General features: G+C 67.9%; 20 protein-coding genes. 11 read left to right on the top strand and 9 right to left on the bottom strand.

What is annotated here, in order from left to right; genetic code table 11:
• Window positions 1-47 precede the first annotated feature (47 nt).
• The 4 genes from HMPREF2914_RS06930 to pnuC all read right to left on the bottom strand — a co-directional run bounded on the left by HMPREF2914_RS06930 (window position 48) and on the right by pnuC (window position 2,507).
• Entirely contained in the window at window positions 48-617 is a 570-nt protein-coding gene (locus tag HMPREF2914_RS06930; RefSeq protein WP_023091901.1) for a hypothetical protein, read from the bottom strand.
• On the bottom strand, window positions 614-1,105 hold the full coding sequence (locus tag HMPREF2914_RS06935; protein ID WP_023091900.1) for a hypothetical protein: 492 nt from the start codon (window positions 1,103-1,105) through the stop codon (window positions 614-616). The genes HMPREF2914_RS06930 and HMPREF2914_RS06935 overlap by 4 nt, the downstream gene beginning before the upstream one ends.
• A 302-nt stretch (window positions 1,106-1,407) precedes the next feature.
• Window positions 1,408-1,935, bottom strand: coding sequence for an AAA family ATPase (locus HMPREF2914_RS06940; RefSeq protein ID WP_023091899.1), 528 nt, complete (start codon window positions 1,933-1,935; stop codon window positions 1,408-1,410).
• Window positions 1,932-2,507, bottom strand: coding sequence for a nicotinamide riboside transporter PnuC (gene pnuC, locus HMPREF2914_RS06945; protein ID WP_015503052.1), 576 nt, complete (start codon window positions 2,505-2,507; stop codon window positions 1,932-1,934). Before pnuC ends, HMPREF2914_RS06940 begins: the two co-directional genes overlap by 4 nt.
• A gap of 281 nt (window positions 2,508-2,788) precedes the next feature.
• Here pnuC and HMPREF2914_RS06950 point away from each other — a divergent pair, with 281 nt between their 5' ends.
• Both HMPREF2914_RS06950 and HMPREF2914_RS06955 read left to right on the top strand, forming a co-directional pair.
• Entirely contained in the window at window positions 2,789-3,622 is an 834-nt protein-coding gene (locus HMPREF2914_RS06950; RefSeq protein WP_003088326.1) for an undecaprenyl-diphosphate phosphatase, read from the top strand.
• A 71-nt stretch (window positions 3,623-3,693) separates the two neighbouring features.
• Window positions 3,694-4,410, top strand: coding sequence for a DUF1294 domain-containing protein (locus tag HMPREF2914_RS06955; RefSeq protein WP_003132686.1), 717 nt, complete (start codon window positions 3,694-3,696; stop codon window positions 4,408-4,410).
• Window positions 4,411-4,420: 10 nt separating this feature from the next.
• Here HMPREF2914_RS06955 and HMPREF2914_RS06960 read toward each other — a convergent pair whose 3' ends face one another.
• Window positions 4,421-5,356 (bottom strand): LysR substrate-binding domain-containing protein, encoded by a 936-nt coding sequence (locus tag HMPREF2914_RS06960; RefSeq protein WP_023091898.1) that lies wholly within the window; start codon window positions 5,354-5,356, stop codon window positions 4,421-4,423.
• A gap of 147 nt (window positions 5,357-5,503) precedes the next feature.
• On the opposite strand from HMPREF2914_RS06960, the gene azoR2 reads away from it, so the two are divergent.
• On the top strand, window positions 5,504-6,124 hold the full coding sequence (gene azoR2, locus HMPREF2914_RS06965) for an FMN-dependent NADH-azoreductase AzoR2 (RefSeq protein ID WP_023091897.1): 621 nt from the start codon (window positions 5,504-5,506) through the stop codon (window positions 6,122-6,124).
• Between the two features lie 106 nt (window positions 6,125-6,230).
• Entirely contained in the window at window positions 6,231-6,497 is a 267-nt protein-coding gene (locus HMPREF2914_RS06970; protein ID WP_003088334.1) for a hypothetical protein, read from the top strand.
• 85 nt (window positions 6,498-6,582) lie between these two features.
• Here the strand turns inward: HMPREF2914_RS06970 and HMPREF2914_RS06975 are convergent, their stop codons facing one another.
• Window positions 6,583-8,172 (bottom strand): ABC-F family ATPase, encoded by a 1,590-nt coding sequence (locus HMPREF2914_RS06975; RefSeq protein WP_003111315.1) that lies wholly within the window; start codon window positions 8,170-8,172, stop codon window positions 6,583-6,585.
• A gap of 304 nt (window positions 8,173-8,476) precedes the next feature.
• Between HMPREF2914_RS06975 and HMPREF2914_RS06980 the strand changes: the two genes are divergently transcribed.
• Both HMPREF2914_RS06980 and HMPREF2914_RS06985 read left to right on the top strand, forming a co-directional pair.
• A complete protein-coding gene (locus HMPREF2914_RS06980) occupies window positions 8,477-8,812 on the top strand; it encodes a hypothetical protein (protein WP_003119150.1) in 336 nt (111 codons plus the stop codon).
• A gap of 129 nt (window positions 8,813-8,941) precedes the next feature.
• On the top strand, window positions 8,942-9,313 hold the full coding sequence (locus tag HMPREF2914_RS06985; RefSeq protein ID WP_003139776.1) for a 5-carboxymethyl-2-hydroxymuconate Delta-isomerase: 372 nt from the start codon (window positions 8,942-8,944) through the stop codon (window positions 9,311-9,313).
• Window positions 9,314-9,333: 20 nt separating this feature from the next.
• On the opposite strand, the gene HMPREF2914_RS06990 is transcribed toward HMPREF2914_RS06985, so the two are convergent.
• The gene (locus HMPREF2914_RS06990) at window positions 9,334-9,834 is read right to left on the bottom strand and encodes a hypothetical protein (protein WP_003139775.1); all 501 of its coding nucleotides are present in this window, start codon (window positions 9,832-9,834) and stop codon (window positions 9,334-9,336) included.
• Between the two features lie 184 nt (window positions 9,835-10,018).
• Between HMPREF2914_RS06990 and HMPREF2914_RS06995 the strand changes: the two genes are divergently transcribed.
• Both HMPREF2914_RS06995 and HMPREF2914_RS07000 read left to right on the top strand, forming a co-directional pair.
• Window positions 10,019-10,252 carry a hypothetical protein gene (locus tag HMPREF2914_RS06995; protein ID WP_003111311.1) on the top strand — a complete coding sequence of 78 codons (234 nt, stop codon included), beginning with the start codon at window positions 10,019-10,021 and terminating at the stop codon, window positions 10,250-10,252.
• A gap of 91 nt (window positions 10,253-10,343) precedes the next feature.
• Window positions 10,344-10,691 carry an I78 family peptidase inhibitor gene (locus HMPREF2914_RS07000; RefSeq protein ID WP_003088494.1) on the top strand — a complete coding sequence of 116 codons (348 nt, stop codon included), beginning with the start codon at window positions 10,344-10,346 and terminating at the stop codon, window positions 10,689-10,691.
• A 66-nt stretch (window positions 10,692-10,757) separates the two neighbouring features.
• Here the strand turns inward: HMPREF2914_RS07000 and HMPREF2914_RS07005 are convergent, their stop codons facing one another.
• Both HMPREF2914_RS07005 and brnQ read right to left on the bottom strand, forming a co-directional pair.
• Window positions 10,758-10,997, bottom strand: a complete 240-nt coding sequence (locus HMPREF2914_RS07005) for a hypothetical protein (protein ID WP_003088496.1) — start codon at window positions 10,995-10,997, stop codon at window positions 10,758-10,760.
• Window positions 10,998-11,232: 235 nt separating this feature from the next.
• On the bottom strand, window positions 11,233-12,546 hold the full coding sequence (gene brnQ / locus HMPREF2914_RS07010) for a branched-chain amino acid transport system II carrier protein (RefSeq protein WP_003113469.1): 1,314 nt from the start codon (window positions 12,544-12,546) through the stop codon (window positions 11,233-11,235).
• 527 nt (window positions 12,547-13,073) lie between these two features.
• On the opposite strand from brnQ, the gene HMPREF2914_RS07015 reads away from it, so the two are divergent.
• The 3 genes from HMPREF2914_RS07015 (at window position 13,074) to HMPREF2914_RS07025 (ending at window position 18,647) form a co-directional block, all read left to right on the top strand.
• A complete protein-coding gene (locus HMPREF2914_RS07015) occupies window positions 13,074-14,777 on the top strand; it encodes a phosphoethanolamine transferase (protein ID WP_009315602.1) in 1,704 nt (567 codons plus the stop codon).
• A 76-nt stretch (window positions 14,778-14,853) separates the two neighbouring features.
• Window positions 14,854-17,181 carry a pyrroloquinoline quinone biosynthesis protein PqqF gene (gene pqqF, locus HMPREF2914_RS07020; RefSeq protein ID WP_070702811.1) on the top strand — a complete coding sequence of 776 codons (2,328 nt, stop codon included), beginning with the start codon at window positions 14,854-14,856 and terminating at the stop codon, window positions 17,179-17,181.
• Window positions 17,182-17,447: 266 nt separating this feature from the next.
• Window positions 17,448-18,647, top strand: coding sequence for a porin (locus HMPREF2914_RS07025; protein ID WP_003139769.1), 1,200 nt, complete (start codon window positions 17,448-17,450; stop codon window positions 18,645-18,647).
• The last annotated feature ends 101 nt before the right edge of the window (window positions 18,648-18,748 follow it).

The following is an 18,748-nucleotide window of genomic DNA, read 5'->3' on the forward strand; positions in this document are numbered from 1 at the left end:
CCTTGCATTTCTGTGCTTAGTGTTGGGCTTGTGTTGGCTTGGCAGAGTCATTCCATGACCCTGACACTGAGGGTGTTCATCGACTGATTGCCCACCCCAGCGCTCTGGTTCACCTGCACCACGCCGCTGCTCCCGGCGAAGGCGCGATCGTCCGTCGAGACGCTGCGTCCTCCCGGGACCGGAGTGGCCGAACCGGAGACTTTGGTCAGCGCCACGCTTTGCGCGAGGACGCTGTCATCCAGGCTTTCCGGGCCGTTGCTGACGTTCAGCCGGAAGGCGTTGATCTGTTGGTTGCCGAGGCCGGCGCCCTGGTTGACGCCGAGGATGCCGCTGCCGCGTAGCGCCGCCCCCGAGATGCTGGCGCTGGCCGCGATCGGCTGGCTGGCGTCGAGTTGCAGATGCTGGCGCTGGTCGCTGCCGACGAGGGCCGCGGAGCCGACCGCGACGACACGAACGTTGCTCTGTTGCTGGGCGTCGCCGGCGGCCTGGTTGAGGGCGAAGTTGCCGCGGTAGGTGCCGCTGGCATCGATGCTGGCGCGATTGCGTGAGGCCAGCGGGTCGGCCTGGAGCGACGCGATACAGGCGAAGGCGAGGAGGAGGGCGGACAGGCGCTTCATTGACCACCCCCGAGCATCTGCAGCGGCGCCAGGCCCTGCTTGAGGCTGCCGTTGATCTGCCCGGCGAGGCCGGCGCCGGCGCCGCCTCCCGCGCCGTGGGTGGTGCCGAGGTTGCCGACGGCCTGGACCGTCGCCGGGTTCGCCGGCTGGTTGGCGAAACCCGGCAGGGCGCCGCCGGGGAGAATCATGCTGCGAATCCCGGAACCGCTGGTCACGATGGCGAAGTCGGCATCGCCCAGTTCGCGGCTCACGGTATTGCCGCTGGCCGCCCCGTTGGCGAGGGCGTTGACCTCGGCGGAGACGTTGGTGTCGACGACGGTGGGATGTGGGTCGGGCACCATGCTCGGACGGTAGGCGACCCGTGGCTGGACCTGGCGCTGGACGACGATCGTGCTGTCCGCCGCATGCGCGGGCGGGAGGTTCGCCGGCACGGAGCCGACGATGACCAGCAGCGCTGGAACGACGATGCGTAGCGAACTCCCCGACATGATGGCGCTTCCTTCGTTGGCGCTGAGCCCTAATCAGCGTTGGCAGGGAGTGAGCATGGGGCGTGCCGGTTTTGCGCTTTCCTTGTCCATCAAGGACTTGGCCGTGAGTGCCGGGGGAACCTGGCGGACAGTGTTGCATCCGTGCAACAGCAGGCCCGCCAACCAGGGGGCGAAGCCTGCCGGGGACGCGCCTGGAGCTGTTTCAGCGCCGAGACAGCTTTCCGCGGTGCCGTCGCGAAACGCTCTGCGCCAAGGCCCGGACCGCGCTGGCGGTGTATCGGCGGCGTGACAGGGCCGGCCCTTCAGCCGTCCTGGAGCAGCCCTTGCACTGCGGCGAAAGCCTGGCGCCGGCGCTCGGCCCAGTCGCCGGCGATGGCGCGGTAGGGTTGCCGATGCCGCTCCAGCCAGGCTTGGCATTCGCGGTGGAAGGCCTGGCGCTGCGCCAGTTCCGGCTGGCAGCGCTGGCCGTCGGCGCTCCACGCCACGCCTTCCGGCGAGAGCAGCAGGTGCAGGTCGTAGCGCCGCCGCAGCAGGGCGGGTTCGAGCCAGTCCGGGCAGGCGCCGAAGAGAATCCGGCTCCAGAGGATGTTGCTCAGCAGGTGGGTATCGAGGATCAGCAGCGCCGGCCGCTCCGCGCGGGCGGCATCTTCCCAGGCCAGTTGCCCGCGGGCGATGGCGGGGATGTCGGCGTAGCAGGTGTCGCGGCGCTGTTCGTCGATGAAGTGGCGGACGTACTCGCCGACCACCCGGCCGCCGAAGCGGGCCTGGAGCTGCTCCGCAAGCCAGCTCTTGCCGCTGGATTCGGGCCCGGTGAGTACCAGCACCTTCATGCGACGACGCCCTCGCGTAATGCCGGGTCGCGGCGCCAGGTCCGCCAGCCGTGGATCGCCAGCAGGGTGAAGAGGGCGTAGAGGGCGGCGGTCAGGTACAGCGCCTTGCTGGCGAAGAGCGCCACGAACAGCACGTCCACGGCGATCCACAGGGCCCAGCATTCCAGGCGCTTCTGCGCCATCCAGCATTGCGCCACCAGGCTGAAGGCGGTCAATCCGGCGTCCCACCAGGGACTGGCGGCATCGGTGTGGTTGGCCATCAGGTAACCGAGCGCGACGCTGCCGACCAGGCCCGCACCGAGCCCGTAGAGGCGCTGCGCGGCGTTCAGGCGGCTCACCGAGCGGCCGTCGTGGTCCTGCCCGCCGCGGGTCCACTGCCACCAGCCATAGAGCTGTAGCGCCGCGTAGACCATTTGCAGGAGCATGTCCGAATAAAGCTTCACCTCGAAGAATATCCAGGCGTAGAGCGCCACCATCACCAGGCCGATGGGCCAGCACCAGGGATTCTGGCGGACGGTCAGGTAGACGGCGATGGCGCCGAGCGAAGCGGCGAAGAGTTCAAGGGGTGACACGGAAGGCCCTCATGCGACGAGGACGCATTGTAGCGAATGTATCCGGCGCTTCGCGAAGGCCTGGGAAAAAGGGGGGCGCGGACGGATTCGTTCGGACGCCGGCCGGCAACAATTCCAAGATTCTTTGCCGGCCGCTCTGGTAGCATGCCCGCCGGTTTCGACTTCGGCAGTGGGGGAACTGGTCGGGTTCTTCGGAGTCGTAAGGCCTTCATAAAAGACGGCAAGTGTATCGCCGAGAACAACGAAAGCTCGTTCGGGACAGTAGTAGAAGGGGGAGAAACATGGAGTGGTGGACTGCTTTCCAGGCGTTCATCCTGGGCGTCGTGGAAGGGCTGACCGAGTTCCTGCCGATTTCCAGCACCGGGCACCAGATCATCGTCGCCGACCTCATCGGCTTCGGCGGCGAACGCGCCAAGGCGTTCAACATCATCATCCAGCTGGCGGCGATCCTCGCTGTCGTCTGGGAGTTTCGTGGAAAGATCTTTCAAGTCGTCCGTGACCTGCCGAGCCAGCGCCAGGCCCAGCGTTTCACCGCCAACCTGCTGATCGCGTTCTTCCCGGCGGTAGTCCTCGGCGTCCTGTTCGCCGACCTGATCCACGAGTGGCTGTTCAATCCGATCACCGTCGCCCTGGCGCTGGTGGTGGGCGGGGTGGTCATGCTCTGGGCCGAGCGCCGGAAGCATGTGATCCACGCCGAACACGTCGACGACATGACCTGGAAGGACGCCCTGAAGATCGGCTGTGCCCAGTGCCTGGCGATGGTCCCCGGCACCTCGCGGTCCGGCGCGACCATCATCGGCGGCCTGCTGTTCGGCCTTTCGCGCAAGGCGGCCACCGAGTTCTCGTTCTTCCTGGCGATGCCGACCATGGTCGGCGCCGCGGTCTATTCCGGCTACAAGTACCGCGACCTGTTCCGCCCCGAAGACCTGCCGGTGTTCGCCGTCGGCTTCGTCACCTCGTTCGTCTTCGCCATGGTGGCGGTGCGTGCCTTGCTGAAGTTCATCGGCAACCACAGCTACGCGGCTTTCGCCTGGTATCGGATCGCCTTCGGCCTGCTGATCCTGGCGACCTGGCAATTCCACCTGATCGACTGGAGCACCGCCGGCGAAATGTGAGGCCCGGGAACCAGGTAAAAGGCGCGGCGCGAGCCGCGTTTTTTTTCGCCTGGCCGCCGCGGGTGGCTAGAATGCAGCGCGAAACGGGTAGCGAGCGAGTGGATATGGAAAAGCCGGGCATGATCAGCCGCTGGTACGACGACAAGGGCTTCGGCTTCATCCTGCCGAAGACCGGCGGGGAAGAAGTCTTCCTGCATATCTCCGCGTTCCGCGGTGACCGCCGTCCCCGCCAGGGCGACCAGGTGTGGTTCCTCGCCAGCCAGGACGCCCAGGGCCGCCTGCGCGCCGAGAGGGCGCGGCTGGACGCGCTGACCCTCGACCCGCCGACTGTCCGCCGTGGCGCCCAGGCGCCGGTGACGCGGGCCCAGGCACGGCCGGCGCCGACTCCGCCGAGCGCGTTGCAGCGCCCGTTGGCGAAGCTGCTGGTCCTGCTGATCCTCTGCGTGCTGCCGGCCGCCGGCGCCTGGCGGATGTACCTGGACGGACAGGCCCTCTGGCCGCTGCTGGCCTATCCGCTGGCCAGCCTGCTCGCATTCGCCCTCTACTGGCAGGACAAGCGCAGCGCCGCACGCGGCGACTGGCGTACCCCGGAGGTCCGCCTGCACCTGTTCGAGCTGCTTGGCGGTTGGCCTGGCGCGCTGGTCGCGCAGCAGGCGTTCCGCCACAAGACCCGCAAGCTCTCGTTCCAACTGGTGTTCTGGGGCATCGTCCTGCTGCACCAGCTGTTCTGGCTCGACAGCCTGCTCGGCGGGCGCCTGTCCGCCGCGCTGTTGCAGTGGATCGGCTGAACGGCGCGGCTCACTCGCGGGCGCGGCGGTAGGCCGGGCCGGTCTCGCCCGAGGGGCGTTGCAGGGCTTCCACGAGAAAGTCGATCAAAGCACGGATCGCCGGAATCTGGCTGCTGCGCGGCAGGTAGGCGGCCTGCATGGTGCTTTTCGGCAAGGTCCACTGCGGCAGGATGCGCACCAGGCTGCCATCGGCCAGTTCCCTGTCGCAGTAGCCTTCGGGCAGCAGGGTGACGCCGAGGCCGGCCACGGCGGCTTTCTTGCGCAGGACGAAGTCGTCGACGCCCAGGCGCGGTTCGCGTTCCAACTGGTAGCGGCTGCCATCCGGCCCGATCAGGGTCGCGTGGACCTTGCGGTCGTTATGGATAGCGCCGAGGAAGGGCAGGTCCTCGAGGTCTTCCGGATGTTCCAGGCGATGCCCGGCGATCAGCGACGGGGCGGCGAGGATCTGCGTGGTCGCCGGGGCCAGGCGCCGGCAGACCAGCGCGGGATCCTCGTCGCCGAGTTCGCGCACGCGCAGGGCCACGTCCACCCCCTCGTTGAGCAGGTCGACCCGGCGGTTGGTCAGGAGGATTTCCAGCTGGACCTGCGGATGCCGTTCGAGAAACCGCGGCAACAGGTCGGCCAGGTTGCTCGAGGCCATGGCCACCGGTGCGGAAAGGCGCAGCCGGCCACGCGGCTCGGCGCTCAGCTCGGCGATCACCTGGTCGGCCATCTCCGCCTCCAGCAGCAGGTTGCGACAGTGCTGCAGGTAGCGTTCGCCGACCTCCGTGAGCGCCAGCTTGCGTGTCGTGCGGTGCAGCAGGCGCACCTGGAGGCGCTCCTCCAGTTCGGCGATGCGCCGCGACAGGCGCGACTTGGGAATCCCCGTCTCGCGTCCGGCCGCGGCGAAGCCGCCGCATTCCACCACCTTGGCGAAGTAGTAGAGGTCGTTGAGGTCGTGGGGCATGCAGGCGCTCCGCTGGGGGAAAAACAGATTGTCCTATGTGTGGGACGAATAGTCATGTTTCTACCGACTAATCGTCGATTGGCCTTGCCGGTAGGATGCAAACCACTCGATCGCCACACTGCGATCCCCCACTTTCAGGAGCGAGACATGAAACTTTTGCATATCGATTCCAGCATCCTCGGCGACGCCTCCGCTTCCCGCCAACTGAGCGCCGAGCTGGTCCAGGCCTGGCGGCAGAACGAAGACGGCCTGGATGTCAGCTACCGCGACCTGGCCGCCGACGCGGTGGCGCACTTCTCCGCCCTGACCCTGGCCGCCGGCAGCACCCCGGCGGAGCTGCGCGATGCCGCGCTGAAGCATGAAGCCGCAGTGGGCGAAGAAGTGCTGGAAGAGTTCCTCGCCGCCGACGTCGTGGTAATCGGCGCGCCGATGTACAACTTCACCATCTCCAGCCAGCTCAAGGCCTGGATCGATCGCATCGCGGTCGCCGGCAAGACCTTCCGCTACACCGAGAACGGCCCGGTTGGCCTGGCTGGCGACAAGAAAGTGGTGATCGTCTCCACCGCCGGTGGCGTGCATGCCGGCCAGCCGACCGGCGCGGCCCACGAAGGCTACCTGCGCACCGTGCTGGGCTTCTTCGGCATCACCGATATCGAAGTGGTTCGCGCCGAAGGCCTGGCCTATGGCGAGGAGCCCCGCGCCCAGGCCATCGCCGCCGCCCGCCGGCAGATCGCCGGGCAGTTCGCCGGGCAGTTCGCCGCGGCCTGATCCCCGCGTCATCGGAAAACCCCGCTTCGGCGGGGTTTTCGCGTTGTGCGCAGCGGCGCGCTGCGTGTAGATTGGCCGGACAACTACAAGCACAAGGAACCGGCCTGTGAGCGCGTGTTACTGCCGCAACTGCGGCGCCCGAGCGACCCGTCTCGTCGAGAACGGCATCTGCGAAGCCTGCAAGCGGCGCTCGGACATCAATCCGAAGAACGTCCTGATCGCCGCGGCCCTGATCGTCTACATCGGGGTGAACGTGGCTGCCTACATCAAGGACCACCCGCCCCGCGAGCTGACCGCCGAACAGCGCGAGAAGATCGCCGAGGGCCAGCGCCTGGCGACCCGCGCGGCGATGATGGCCGGCTACGTCGACTGAGTCGCGCTCCCCATAGGCCCTGCGCGTCCATGTCGGAATGAAAAAGCCCCGCGGATGCGGGGCTTTTGCGTTGCGCGACGGGGACTCAGACGATCACGCCCTGGCTGCGCAGGTAGTCGTCGTAGCTGCCGCTGAAGTCGGTCACGCCGTTCTCGCCCAGCTCGATGATGCGGGTAGCCAGCGAGGAAACGAATTCGCGGTCGTGGCTGACGAAGATCAGCGTGCCCGGATAGTTGTCCAGCGCCAGGTTCAGCGCCTCGATGGACTCCATGTCCAGGTGGTTGGTCGGCTCGTCCATCACCAGCACGTTGGGACGCTTGAGGATCAGCCGGCCGAACAGCATGCGGCCCTGCTCGCCGCCGGAGATCACTTTTACCGACTTCTTGATCTCGTCGTTGGAGAACAGCATGCGGCCGAGGGTGCCGCGCACCAGTTGTTCGCCGCCCTGGGTCCACTGGGCCATCCAGTCGAACAGGCTCATGTCGTCGGCGAAGTCGTCGGCATGGTCCTGGGCGAAATAGCCGACGTCGGCGCTGTCGGTCCATTTCACCTCGCCGCCGTCCACCGGCAGGTCGCCGACCAGGCAGCGCAACAGGGTGGTCTTGCCGATGCCGTTGGGGCCGATGATGGCGACGCGCTCGCCGGCCTCGACCTGCAGGCTCAGGCCTTTGAACAGCGGCTTGCCGTCATAGCCCTTGCTGATGTTTTCCACGGTCACCGCCTGGCGGTGCAGCTTCTTGTATTGCTCGAAGCGGATGAACGGGCTGACCCGGCTGGACGGCTTGACCTCTTCCAGCTGGATCTTGTCGATCTGCCGGGCGCGGCTGGTGGCCTGCTTGGCCTTGGAGGCGTTGGCCGAGAAGCGGCTGACGAAGGATTGCAGCTCGGCGATCTGCGCCTTCTTCTTGGCGTTGTCCGACAGCAGGCGCTCGCGGGCCTGTTCGGCGGCGGTCATGTACTCGTCGTAGTTGCCCGGGAACAGGCGCAGCTCGCCGTAGTCCAGGTCGGCCATGTGGGTGCAGACGCTGTTCAGGAAGTGCCGATCGTGGGAAATGATGATCATGGTGCTGTTGCGCGCGGTGAGCACGCCTTCCAGCCAGCGGATGGTGTTGATGTCCAGGTGGTTGGTCGGTTCGTCGAGCAGCAGCACGTCCGGGTCCGAGAACAGCGCCTGGGCCAGCAGCACGCGCAGCTTCCAGCCGGGGGCGACGGCGCTCATCGGGCCGAAGTGCTGCTCCAGCGGGATGCCCAGGCCGAGCAGCAGCTCGCCGGCGCGGGACTCGGCGGTGTAGCCGTCGAACTCGGCGAACTGGACTTCCAGCTCGGCCACCGCCATGCCATCTGCCTCGCTCATTTCCGGCAGGGAGTAGATGCGGTCGCGCTCGGCCTTCACCGCCCAGAGTTCCTCGTGGCCCATGATCACCGTATCGATGACGCTGAAGTCCTCGTAGGCGAACTGGTCCTGGCGCAGCTTGCCCAGGCGCACGTTGGGTTCCAGCATGACCTGGCCGGCGCTCGGCTCCAGGTCGTTGCCGAGGATCTTCATGAAGGTCGACTTGCCGCAACCGTTGGCGCCGATCAGGCCGTAGCGGTTGCCGTTGCCGAACTTGACGGAAACGTTCTCGAACAGCGGCTTGGCGCCGAACTGCATGGTGATATTCGCGGTGGAGATCAACTTCTTTACCTATAGAGGACTTACGCACGCCTGGACCGTGGCGATACCGGTCTGCTACCGGTTCTCGGCTTTCCGCTGCGCTCCATCTGGAGCATGGGTCGATCCTGCGGGCATTCGTGGAGTGCCGCAGCCAGCGTCATGACGTGGCTGTAGCGCGATGAAGGCGGGGTGTGATGCCTGGCATTCGGCGAATTGTCTCACAGGTGCGCCTGCCGTTGCATGACAGCGTACGCCGAAGCGGTTTTTCCCGCTGCCCGGCAGGTGGTAGAGTCCCGTCTTCCGCTCATCCGCAAAGGACTCCCCGATGAAGCCCGCTGTTCTCCCCGCGTTGTTGGTTCTGTCGCTGCTGGGCGGTTGCGGGGATTCATCGTCGGACGGAAAGGCCGCTTCCGGGCCGCTGGCGTTGCACTGCGGAGACTTCGGCAAACTCGAGGTGATCGACGGTTTCGCCAGTCTCAAGCTGCCCGACGGCAGCAGCGTCCAGTCGCTGGGCGGCGATGTCCGCAGCCTCGCCGATGGCCAGGCGCTGAGCGCGATTTCCTATAGCGACGGTTCGGTCCTGTACCGCCAGGCGGGCGACACGCCCGGCTACCTGTACACGCCGGCCAAGGGCCAGCGGCAGGCCTGCGAGACGCGCTGATCCGCGCCATCTACGCGCGGGCTTTCGCGGCCGCCGGGTTGATCTGAGCCACGCAGGCGCAGGCCGGCTGTCGCATCGCTCGTCGAGCCGCTAGAATCCCGCTCTCCATTCCCCGCAAGGCCCGCCAGCATGCCGCATCTCGTTATCGAAGCCACTGCCAACCTCCGCCTCGAAACGTCCCCCGGCGAACTGCTGGAGCAGGCCAATGCCGCGCTGTTCGCTTCCGGGCAATTCGGCGAGGCGGACATCAAGTCGCGCTTCGTCACCCTGGAGGCCTACCGGCAGGGAACCGCAGCGGTCGAGCGCGCCTACCTGCATGCCTGCCTGTCGATCCTCGACGGGCGCGACGCGGCGACCCGCCAGGCGCTGGGCGAGGTGCTGGGCGAGGTGCTCGCCGGAGCGGTGGCGGGCGGCGGCGAGGAGGGCGTGCAGGTCAGCGTCGAAGTGCGCGAGATGGAGCGCGCCAGCTACGCCAAGCGCGTCGTCGCCCGGCAGCGCTGAGAGACTGGCGCGCGCCTGGCTCAGATCCAGGCGTTCAGCGTCGCGCCGGCCTGCGTCGGGTCCTCTTGCCGTCCCGGCGCCTGGCCGTTCTGCATGGCGATCATCTCGCGCATGCGTTCGCCGATGCCTTTCTCCACCTGTTCGCGTTTCTCCGGCGGCATCGCGTCCAGTTCCTCCTCGGTCAGGCCGAGGCTCTTCAGGACCTGCTCGCGCATCCGCTCGGCGGGCGATTTCTGCATGTACTCCTTGAACTCGTCATAGGCCGACTTGCCTTCGCTGGCGCCGGCAGTGGCATTCGCCTGGTTCTGCTTCAGCGTCAGGTTCAGCTTCGCGAAACCCTCGTCCAGGGCCTGGCGGGCGGACTCCGTGGCGGGATCGGCGGCCTCGTTGCGCAATGGCGTGCCGAGGGCGGGGCGCGGTTTCAGCAGATCGCCGTTGCCGATCTCGGTGCTGGCTTGCCGCTGGTTGTTCGGGTAACGCGCAGACCAGCCGGAAAGGCTGGCGGGACCGATGCTGTTCATGACCTGCCTCCATGGAAATGAATGACCGCCGCTCCGTCGCAAGGGCCGTGCCAGGTCGCCGAACCCCGCGCCAGAGGGCTCGGCGCATGGCGCAGGGCGGGGCGGAGGCAAGCGCTTGCCGCGAACGGCAACGGCGTTCCGCGGTTAGAATGTCCGGCTTGTGCAGCAGGTTGCGAAGAGAGCCATGACCGACACTCCCGACGATCGAACCGGAGATGCTTCCGGCCTGTCGAAGCGCCAGGCATTCCATCGGCAGCACCGGCAACGGGCGGAGGAAGAGGCGCGGCGCCTGCTCGACGCCCGCGCCGAACAGGGCGGCCGCTGGCTGGACTGGGTCGCGGGCCAGCTCTACCTCCTGCGTCCGCCGGAATACGCGGCCATGGTGCGTCGCGAACTGCAGCGCCTGAGCGGCGACTGAAGCTGGCGAATTTGTCAGCGCGGATTGCAGTTTCGCCAGGAAACCCATGCCACTGGTAAGGTGGCGATCCCAGAAGATCAGAGGAGGCGGTATGCCTTTGAAGCAGTTTTCCAGTGCACTCGTTCTCGCGGCCCTGCTCGCCGGTTGCAGCAGCAACGGCGACAGCCCGTCCACCGAAGGCGCCAGCGTAGCCACCGGCAGCGCCAGCGCGCCCGCGGCCACCCCGGCAGCGGACGGCCGTTGCGATGCCAATGCGGTGCAGGCCTATGTCGGCAAGCAGGCTTCCGCGGCCATCGTCGAGGAGGCCCGCCGCGCCGCCGGAGCGGAAGTCGCCCGGGCGCTGCGCCCGCACGATGCGGTGACCATGGACTACAACCCGCGCCGGCTGAACATCGATGTCGACGACACGCTGGTGATCAAGCGCCTGTCCTGCGGCTGACCGTCCACCCCCGAATACGAAGAAGCCCCGCATCGCGGGGCTTTCTCTTGGCCGTTCGAAAAGGCCTCAGATGGCGGTACTGCGTAGGGCGGCGTTGGACTGGCTGACGGCGGTTTGCGGTTTTTCCTCGAGAATCGCCTGACGCTTGGCCTGGTATTCCTCGAACGACAGGCTGCGCCGGGCCAGGTCTTCCAGCGCCAGTTGCCTGACCTCGTCGCTGCTGTACGGGCGAGAGGGGTTGTAGTCGCTGGCGCAGCCGGCGAGGGCGAGGGAGAACAACAGTACGCTGATGAGTGCCTTGGCCATGACCGGCTCCTGGATTCGCTTTCCTGGGGGAATGGTCGAAAGGCTAACAACCGCGCCGCTGCGCTAGAAATCATCCCGCTCGATAGTGCTTATTCGTTCGGCTGAACGCGGGAAGAAGCGCTGCCGGCGGCGGCAGGCGCCAGCCGGGCCGTGGGGCGGACGCCGCGATTGGCGCCGCCCGCCGGCATGTCCCGCGCTCGGCCGGGAGAACAGGCGGCAGGCCGCTGGGGCCTGCTCAGGCGGCGACTTGCGCAGGCTTGCCCAGCAGGCGGTCGACCAGGCTGCAGGCGGCGAGAGTGGCGACCGAGGGGATCAGCCAGGCCAGGCCCTGTTCGGCCAGCGGCAGGTGCAGCAGCCATTGCGGGAAGTCCTGGCCCAGGCCCGCCGCCTTCAGGGCATCGAGCACGCCGAACGCCAGGGAAACCAGCATCACCGGGGCGAGGATGCGCGTCGCCGAATGCCAGAGGCCGATGCAGAAGCTCAGCGCCACCAGCACGATGCAGGGCGGATAGATCGCGGTGAGCACCGGGATCGAGACCTGGATCAGCTTGGTCAGGCCGAGGTTGGAAACGATGAAGGAGAACCCTGCCAGGATGATCACCAGGCTGCGGTAGGACAGCGGCAGGCGCTGGCAGAAGTACTCGGCGCAGGCGCAGGTCAGGCCGACCGCGGTGACCAGGCAGGCCAGCGCGATAAGTCCCGCCAGGAACGAGCTGCCGAGGCTGCCGAAGGTATGTTGCACGTAGGCATGCAGGACCGCCGCGCCGTTGCTGGCGTCGGCGGCGATGGCATGGCTGCCGGCGCCGAGCCGGAACAGGCTGACGTAGACCAGCACCAGGCCGACGCCGGCGATCAGCCCGGCGACGATGGCGTAGCGGGTGATCAGCCGCGGCGACTGCACGCCGCGGGAACGGATGGCGTTGACGATGACGATGCCGAAGACCAGCGCGGCGAGGGTGTCCATGGTCAGGTAGCCGTTGACGAAACCCTGGGAGAACGCGGCCTGGGTGTACTCCGGCTGGGCCGTGCCGATCGGGCCGGCGGGCCAGAGGAAGGCGGCGACGCCGAGAATCGCCAGGGCGAGGATCTTCAGCGGGGCGAGGAAGCGTCCGACGGTGTCCAGCAGGCGACCGGGGTAGAGGGAGATGGCCAGGGCGAGGAGGAAGTACGCCAGGCTGTAGACGAACAGCGCCGTGCCGCTCTCGCCGAGCAGCGGCACCACGCCGACCTCGAAGGACACCGTGGCGGTGCGCGGAATGGCGAACAGCGGGCCGACCGCCAGGTAGCAGACCGCCGCCAGCAGGCCGCCGGCATACCTGCCGATCGGATGGCTGAGGGCGTCGACCGAACCGCCGACCTTGGCCAGGGCGATCACGGTGATCACCGGCAGCCCCACCGCGGTGATCAGGAAGCCCAGCGCCGCCAGCCACACATGGGGGCCGGACTGCAAGCCGACGATGGGCGGGAAGATGATGTTGCCGGCCCCGACGAACAGGGCAAAGGTCATAAAACCAAGCGCCAGGATGTCCCGGCCTTTCAAAGCGTTCATGCTGGAGAGGTACCGCGCTGCTCGAGGAAATTCACAGAAGGGTTTCCCGGGGGGGTAGGGGAAACGGCACTCATCTGGATGGGACGAGCAGGGGAGGCGGCCGCCGTCCTTGTGGGAGCCGGGCCGGAAACTTGGCATGCTAACGAAAATGCCGGGGTCGCGGGATAGACATTGGTCTGGCTGTCCTTTTGTTGAAAAACGACGTCGCAATCAGAACAGTCCGTAGGCACCGGCGCCGGAGCGCTCCGCGTTCCTTGCCGCTTGCTGTCTTCCGCCTGCGTCGGCGGCGCCATGCGGGGGGTATGCCGGCGAACCCGGAAAACGCCCGGAAAGCTTCCCGCGAACTTTTTGCAATCCGGCTGAAAGCCCCGGAATACAAGGGCTGCGGCGCTTCCGAAGGGTTACGTTTTCTGTAGGTATTCTTCACGAAAGATTGACGGATCGCCGAGCAGACTGCCGCCGTCGTCGAGTGCTGCCAGGGGCAACGCTGCGCACGGCAACCCGGAAGTCAGTGAAGATCCGTGCCCATGTCGAAAGCCCGCGCCGTCCGTCCCGAACTGCTGACCCTGCTGGTCAGCCTCGCCTTCCTGCTGTTCTACAACCTGCCGCTGTGGCAACGCCTGCTGGCGATCACCCCGGCGGGCTGGCAGGGCCTCGGCATGATGCTGGCGGTCGGCCTGATGATCGCCGCGATCTTCAACCTGGCGCTGACCCTGCTGGCGTTCCGCTGGCTGCTCAAGCCGGCGCTGACCCTGCTGATCCTGGCGGCCGCCGGTACCACCTACTTCATGACCCAGTACGGCGTGCTGATGGACGTCGGCATGCTGCGCAACGTCATGCAGACCAACCCGGCCGAGGTCGCCGACCTGCTTTCGCCGAAGCTCGCCGTCTACCTGGCGTTGCTTGGCGCGCTGCCGGTCTGGCTGCTGTGGCGCACGCCGGTGCGCTACCGGCCGTGGCCACGCGAGCTGCTGAGCAAGCTGCTGGTGGCGCTCGCCTGCCTGGCGCTGCTCGCCGGGGTGGCGCTGGCCAATTACCAGGGGCTGTCCTCGCTGTTCCGCAACAACAAGGAACTGCGCCTGCAGGTCACCCCGAGCAACCTGGTCGGCGCCGCCATCGGCTACGCCAAGGGCCAGGCCCAGGCCGCCAGCCAGCCGCTGCGGCCGATCGCCGTCGATGCCCGGCGCGCCGACCTGTGGCAGGGCCATGCGCGCAAGTCGCTGACCGTGCTGGTGGTGGGCGAGAGCGCGCGGGCACAGAACTTCGGCCTCAACGGCTACGCTCGCGAGACCAACCCGCGGCTGAAGGCCGAGGAGGGCCTGATCAACTTCTCCAACGTGCACTCCTGCGGTACCGAGACCGCGGTGTCGGTGCCCTGCATGTTCTCCAACCTGGGCCGCGCGGACTACAGCGACGCTCGCGCGCGCACCCAGGAAGGCCTTCTCGATGTGTTGCAGCGCGCAGGCCTGCGGGTCCTGTGGCGGGACAACCAGTCCGGCTGCAAGGGCACCTGCGACCGCGTCGCCTTCCAGGACCTGAGCGAGAGCAAGGACCCGGCCCTGTGCGCCGGCGGCGAGTGCCATGACGAGATCCTCCTGCGCGACTTGCAGGCCTTCATCGACGGGCTGCAACAGGACACCGTGCTGGTCCTGCACCAGATGGGCAGCCACGGCCCGGCCTACTTCAAGCGCTATCCCAGGGAATACGAGAAATTCACCCCGGTCTGCGCCAGCAACGACTTCAGCGCCTGCTCGCGGGACAGCATCATCAACGGCTACGACAACACCCTGCTGTACACCGACCACGTGCTGGCCAGCCTGATCGACCTGCTGCGCAAGAACGAAGAGCGCATCGATACCGGCATGCTCTACCTCTCCGACCATGGCGAGTCGCTCGGCGAGTACAACCTCTACCTGCATGGCACGCCTTACCTGCTGGCGCCGGACCAGCAGAAGCACGTCGGCATGCTGGCCTGGTTCTCGCCCGGCTACCAGAGCGCCTTCGGCCTCGACAGTGGCTGCCTGCGCCAGCGCAGCGACGAGGAATTGTCCCAGGACAACCTGTTCCACTCGATGCTCGGCCTGCTGGAAGTGCGCACCGGCGCCTACGATCCTGGCCTCGACCTGTTCGCCCCGTGCCGTGCGCCGGAGGTCCTGCAGGCGCTCAAGGCCGACGGCGGACGGGCGCTGTACTCCGAGGAAGCGTCTGGCCAGGAGCCGCCGGCTTCCTGATACGACCCGGCGAAAGGACTATTTCCTTCGCCTCGCGGAAGGGTAAGGTTCAGCCTCGGAACCCGCGAGGACGCCCATGGATCGCCACGCCCAACACCACCCCAGGAGCCGCGCCTGCGTGCTGCCCAACGGCCTGCGCCTGCACCTGGCGCATGATCCGGCGGCATCGCGCGCCGCTGCCTGGCTGCGGGTGGCGGCGGGCAGCCACGACGAGCCGAGCGCGCATCCCGGCCTGGCCCACTTCCTCGAGCACCTGTCGTTTCTCGGTGGCGCGGCGTTTCCCGGCGACGAGCGCCTGATGCCGTGGTTGCAGCTGCGCGGCGGCCAGGTCAACGCCAGCACCCGGGGCAGGACCACCGACTATTTCTTCGAGGTGACGGCGGAGCACCTTGGCGCCGGTCTGGCACGGCTGATCGACATGCTCGCCCGCCCCTTGCTGGACATCGATGCGCAACGGCGCGAGCGCGAAGTACTCGAGGCCGAATACCTGGCGCGCTCGGCCGACGAGCAGACCCTGATCGACGCAGCGCTGGCCCTCGGCCTGCCCGCCGGACACCCCCTGCGGCGTTTCGCTGCCGGGCGCCGCGACAGCCTGGCCCTGGAGAACGATGCGTTCCAGCGGGCCCTGCGCGAATTCCATGCCGCCCACTATCACGCCGGCAATTGCCAGCTATGGCTGCAAGGGCCGCAGGCACTGGACGAGCTGGAGAGGCTGGCGCAGCGTGCCTGCGCCGACCTACCGGGGCGCGCGCCAGGTGCGAGTCCGCCGCCGCCGCCGTTGCTGCCCTTCGCCGGCGAAGCGCTGGCGCTGCGCCTGCCGGGACCGCCGCGGCTGGTGCTGGGCTTTGCCCTCGACGCTTTGCGGGAGGCCGACGAACAGACCCTGCTGGCGTTCGCCGAATTGCTCGGCGATCGCTCGCCGGGCGGGTTGCTGGCGGCACTCGGCGAACAGGGCCTGGGCGAATCGGTGGCGCTGCGGGTGGTTCATCGGGACGCGCGGCAGGCGCTCCTGGCGTTGACCTTCGAACTGTTCGACGGCAGCGCGGCGGCGGCGCTGGAGGCGGCCTTTTTCGACTGGCTGGGCGCCCTGCGCGACGATGCCGCCAGCTTGCTGGCGGCGCGCCAGCCGTTGCTGGCGGAGCCCACTGCGCCGCTGGAGCGACTACGCCAGCGCGTTCTCGGCCTGCCGGCGGAGATTCGCCCGGCCTGCCTGGACGCGCTGCAAGCCGACCGCTGCCTGCGGCTGCACCTGGACAGCGAACTCGACGGCGCCGAAGCGCGCTGGTCGGCGGGCTTCCGCCTGAGCGTGGCGCCGGTTGCCGCAGCGCCGCCGCTGACCGCGCAGCGGCATGCCTGGCGCTTCGAACTGCCGTTGCCGCCGAGTGCCGCCGCCGAGGGCGCGCTGTTCCTGCGCTGGCGCTTTCCCGGTGTTCCCGCACGGCCACGCTTCCTGCCGCTGCGCCAGGCGTTGCGTCCGCTGTGCGGCCAGGCGCGCCTGGGGGGAGTGGAGATGGGCCTGGAGGCGCTCGGCGAAGACTGGTCGCTGAGCCTGCTCGGTCCGCGCGATCGCCTCGAGGCCGCCGTGCGCCCGGCCCTGGCCCGGCTCCTCGCGGCGCCGCCCGACTGGCGCGCGAGCGGCGAGCGTCTGTCCTCTGCCGAGCGGCGCCGCAGCGCCACTGGCCTGCCGATCCGGCAGTTGCTGGACGCCTTGCCCGGCCTACTCGGCGAGCCGCTGGCGGAGGTCGACGACTGGCGGCGGACGCGCTGGGACGCCTTGGTCATGCAGGCCACGATGCCTGATCCACGATGGATGCCCGGCCAGGCTGCCGGCGAGCGCCTGGCGCCTCTGCCGCCGAGGCCCGGACGGCATCGCCGCGAACTGGCCGTGGACGGCGAGTCGGCGTTGCTGCTGTTCTGTCCGCTGCCCTCGCCGGAGGTGCCGATGGAGGCGGCCTGGCGCTTGCTGGCGCGCCTGCACGAACCGGCCTTCCAGCGGCGCCTGCGCGACGAGCTGCAACTGGGCTACGCGTTGTTCTGCGGCTTCCGCGAGGTCGGCGCCCGGCGCGGCCTGCTGTTCGCCGCGCAATCTCCGCGTGCCTGCCCGGAACGCCTGCTGGAGCATATGGAGACCTTCCTCCAGCGCTCCGCCGAGGCGCTCGCGCAACTGCCGGCGCAACGCCTGGCCGGCCTGCGCGAAACCCTCGCCGACGACCTGCGCCGAGCGCCGGGCAGCTTCGCCGAGCGAGCACGGCGCGCCTGGGCGGAGCACCTTGGCGGTGGCGCCGGTCGCTCCCGGCTGCTCGCCGAGGCCGCTCTCGGCCTGAGCGGCGACGACCTGCTCGCGGCCCAGGCCCGGTTGCTGGAGGCGCGCGGCGGCTGGTGGGTGCTTTCCAGCCGGCGCTGAAGCGAGCCACGCGGTAACTCGACGACAGCCTTGCCGGCGTCACTGCGGCGTTAGGTCGAAAGCCGCGCTGCTTCGGTGGCGCTCCCGCCGCGACCAAGGTTGCGCTACCGCCGGAGGAGCGCTGCCCGCGCCTTGCGCAGCGGCACCCACGCCCACCATGAAGAAGCGTCGAAGCAGGCCCAAGGAAGCGTATGGCCGGGCTTTCCCGGTTTCGATAATCGGCTCCGCCACGACCGGCCCGGTCGTTTCACCTCGCGGAGTGCGCCATGAACAAGAACAACACCGCCGTTCGCCGAATCCTGCCGCTGACCCTGGCCTCGCTGGGTGCCCTGGGCGGCCTGCAACCGGCCGCCGCCGATATCCTGCTGTACGACAAGGACGAGACCACCTTTTCCACCGACGGCTACTTCAATGCCTTCTACGTCAACAGCGACGTCGACCGCCAGGGCGAGACCTACGATCGCCGCCAGTCGCGGGTGAAGATGGGATTCCTGCCGAACTACATCGGCTTCAACTTCGGCAGGAAGGTCGACGAGCTGAGCCTCGGTGGTCGCGCTTCCTTCTGGGTGACCATCAACGACAGCGAGACCGACGGCACCGATACCGCCATCGACGTCCGTCAGTTCTACGGCACGGTCGCCGGCGACTGGGGCGAGGTGCTGATCGGCAAGGACTTCGGCCTGTTCTCGCGCTCGAACATCTTCCTCGACGAACTGCTGGCCGGTTTCGGCAACCCCAGCGACACCCTCGGCCTGGTGGACGGCAAGGGCGTCTCCTTCGGCAACATCGGCACCGGCTATCCGTATCCGTTCCCCACCTCGCAGATCACCTACCGCAACAACGACCTGCTGCCCGGCCTGCGCATCGCCGTGGGCATCCTCGACCCGATCGACTCCAACCAGATCGACAAAGATGCCAGCGACGGCCTCGACGACAAGGCCTACCAGGACAACCCGCGCTACGAGAGCGAGGTCAGCTACCAGTTCGACCTGGCTGGGGCGCAGGTCTACAGCTGGATCAACGGCGGCTACCAGACTTCGAAGAACACCAGCGACAGCGTCGACAGCGTGACTTCCAAGGGGGTCGGCTATGGCTTGCAGGTGAAGATGGGCGGTTTCTCCGTGACCGGTTCGGGGTTCACCGCCAAGGGCATCAATCCCTTCTTCACCAACAACGCCGGCGAAGCCGCGCTGCGCGAGGTGGACAGCCGCGGCGCATTGCTGCAGGGCTCGTATTCATGGGGCAAGAACCGCCTGGCGCTGTCCTACGGCAAGACCGTCGACGACGGCAACGGCCTGGGTTCCGCGGCCGACTACGAGAGTCGCGGCATCGCCTATTTCCGCACGATCAACGACAACCTCAAGCTGGTCGCCGAGCTGAACCGCTACCGGATCGACGGGCGCGACGGTGCCGCGCTCGACGAGGACACCGACACCGTGGCCCTCGGCGCCGTACTGAACTGGTGATACCGCTACTTTCGAAGGACCCCGCCGCGACCCAAGTAGGATAGGGGCCGCGGCGGCGCCCTTCGTAGAATGCTGGCGAGGCGGAACGACGGGGGAGCGGG

The sequence above is a fragment of the Pseudomonas sp. HMSC067G02 genome (assembly GCF_001813485.1).
Taxonomy (GTDB): Bacteria; Pseudomonadota; Gammaproteobacteria; order Pseudomonadales; family Pseudomonadaceae; genus Pseudomonas; species Pseudomonas aeruginosa.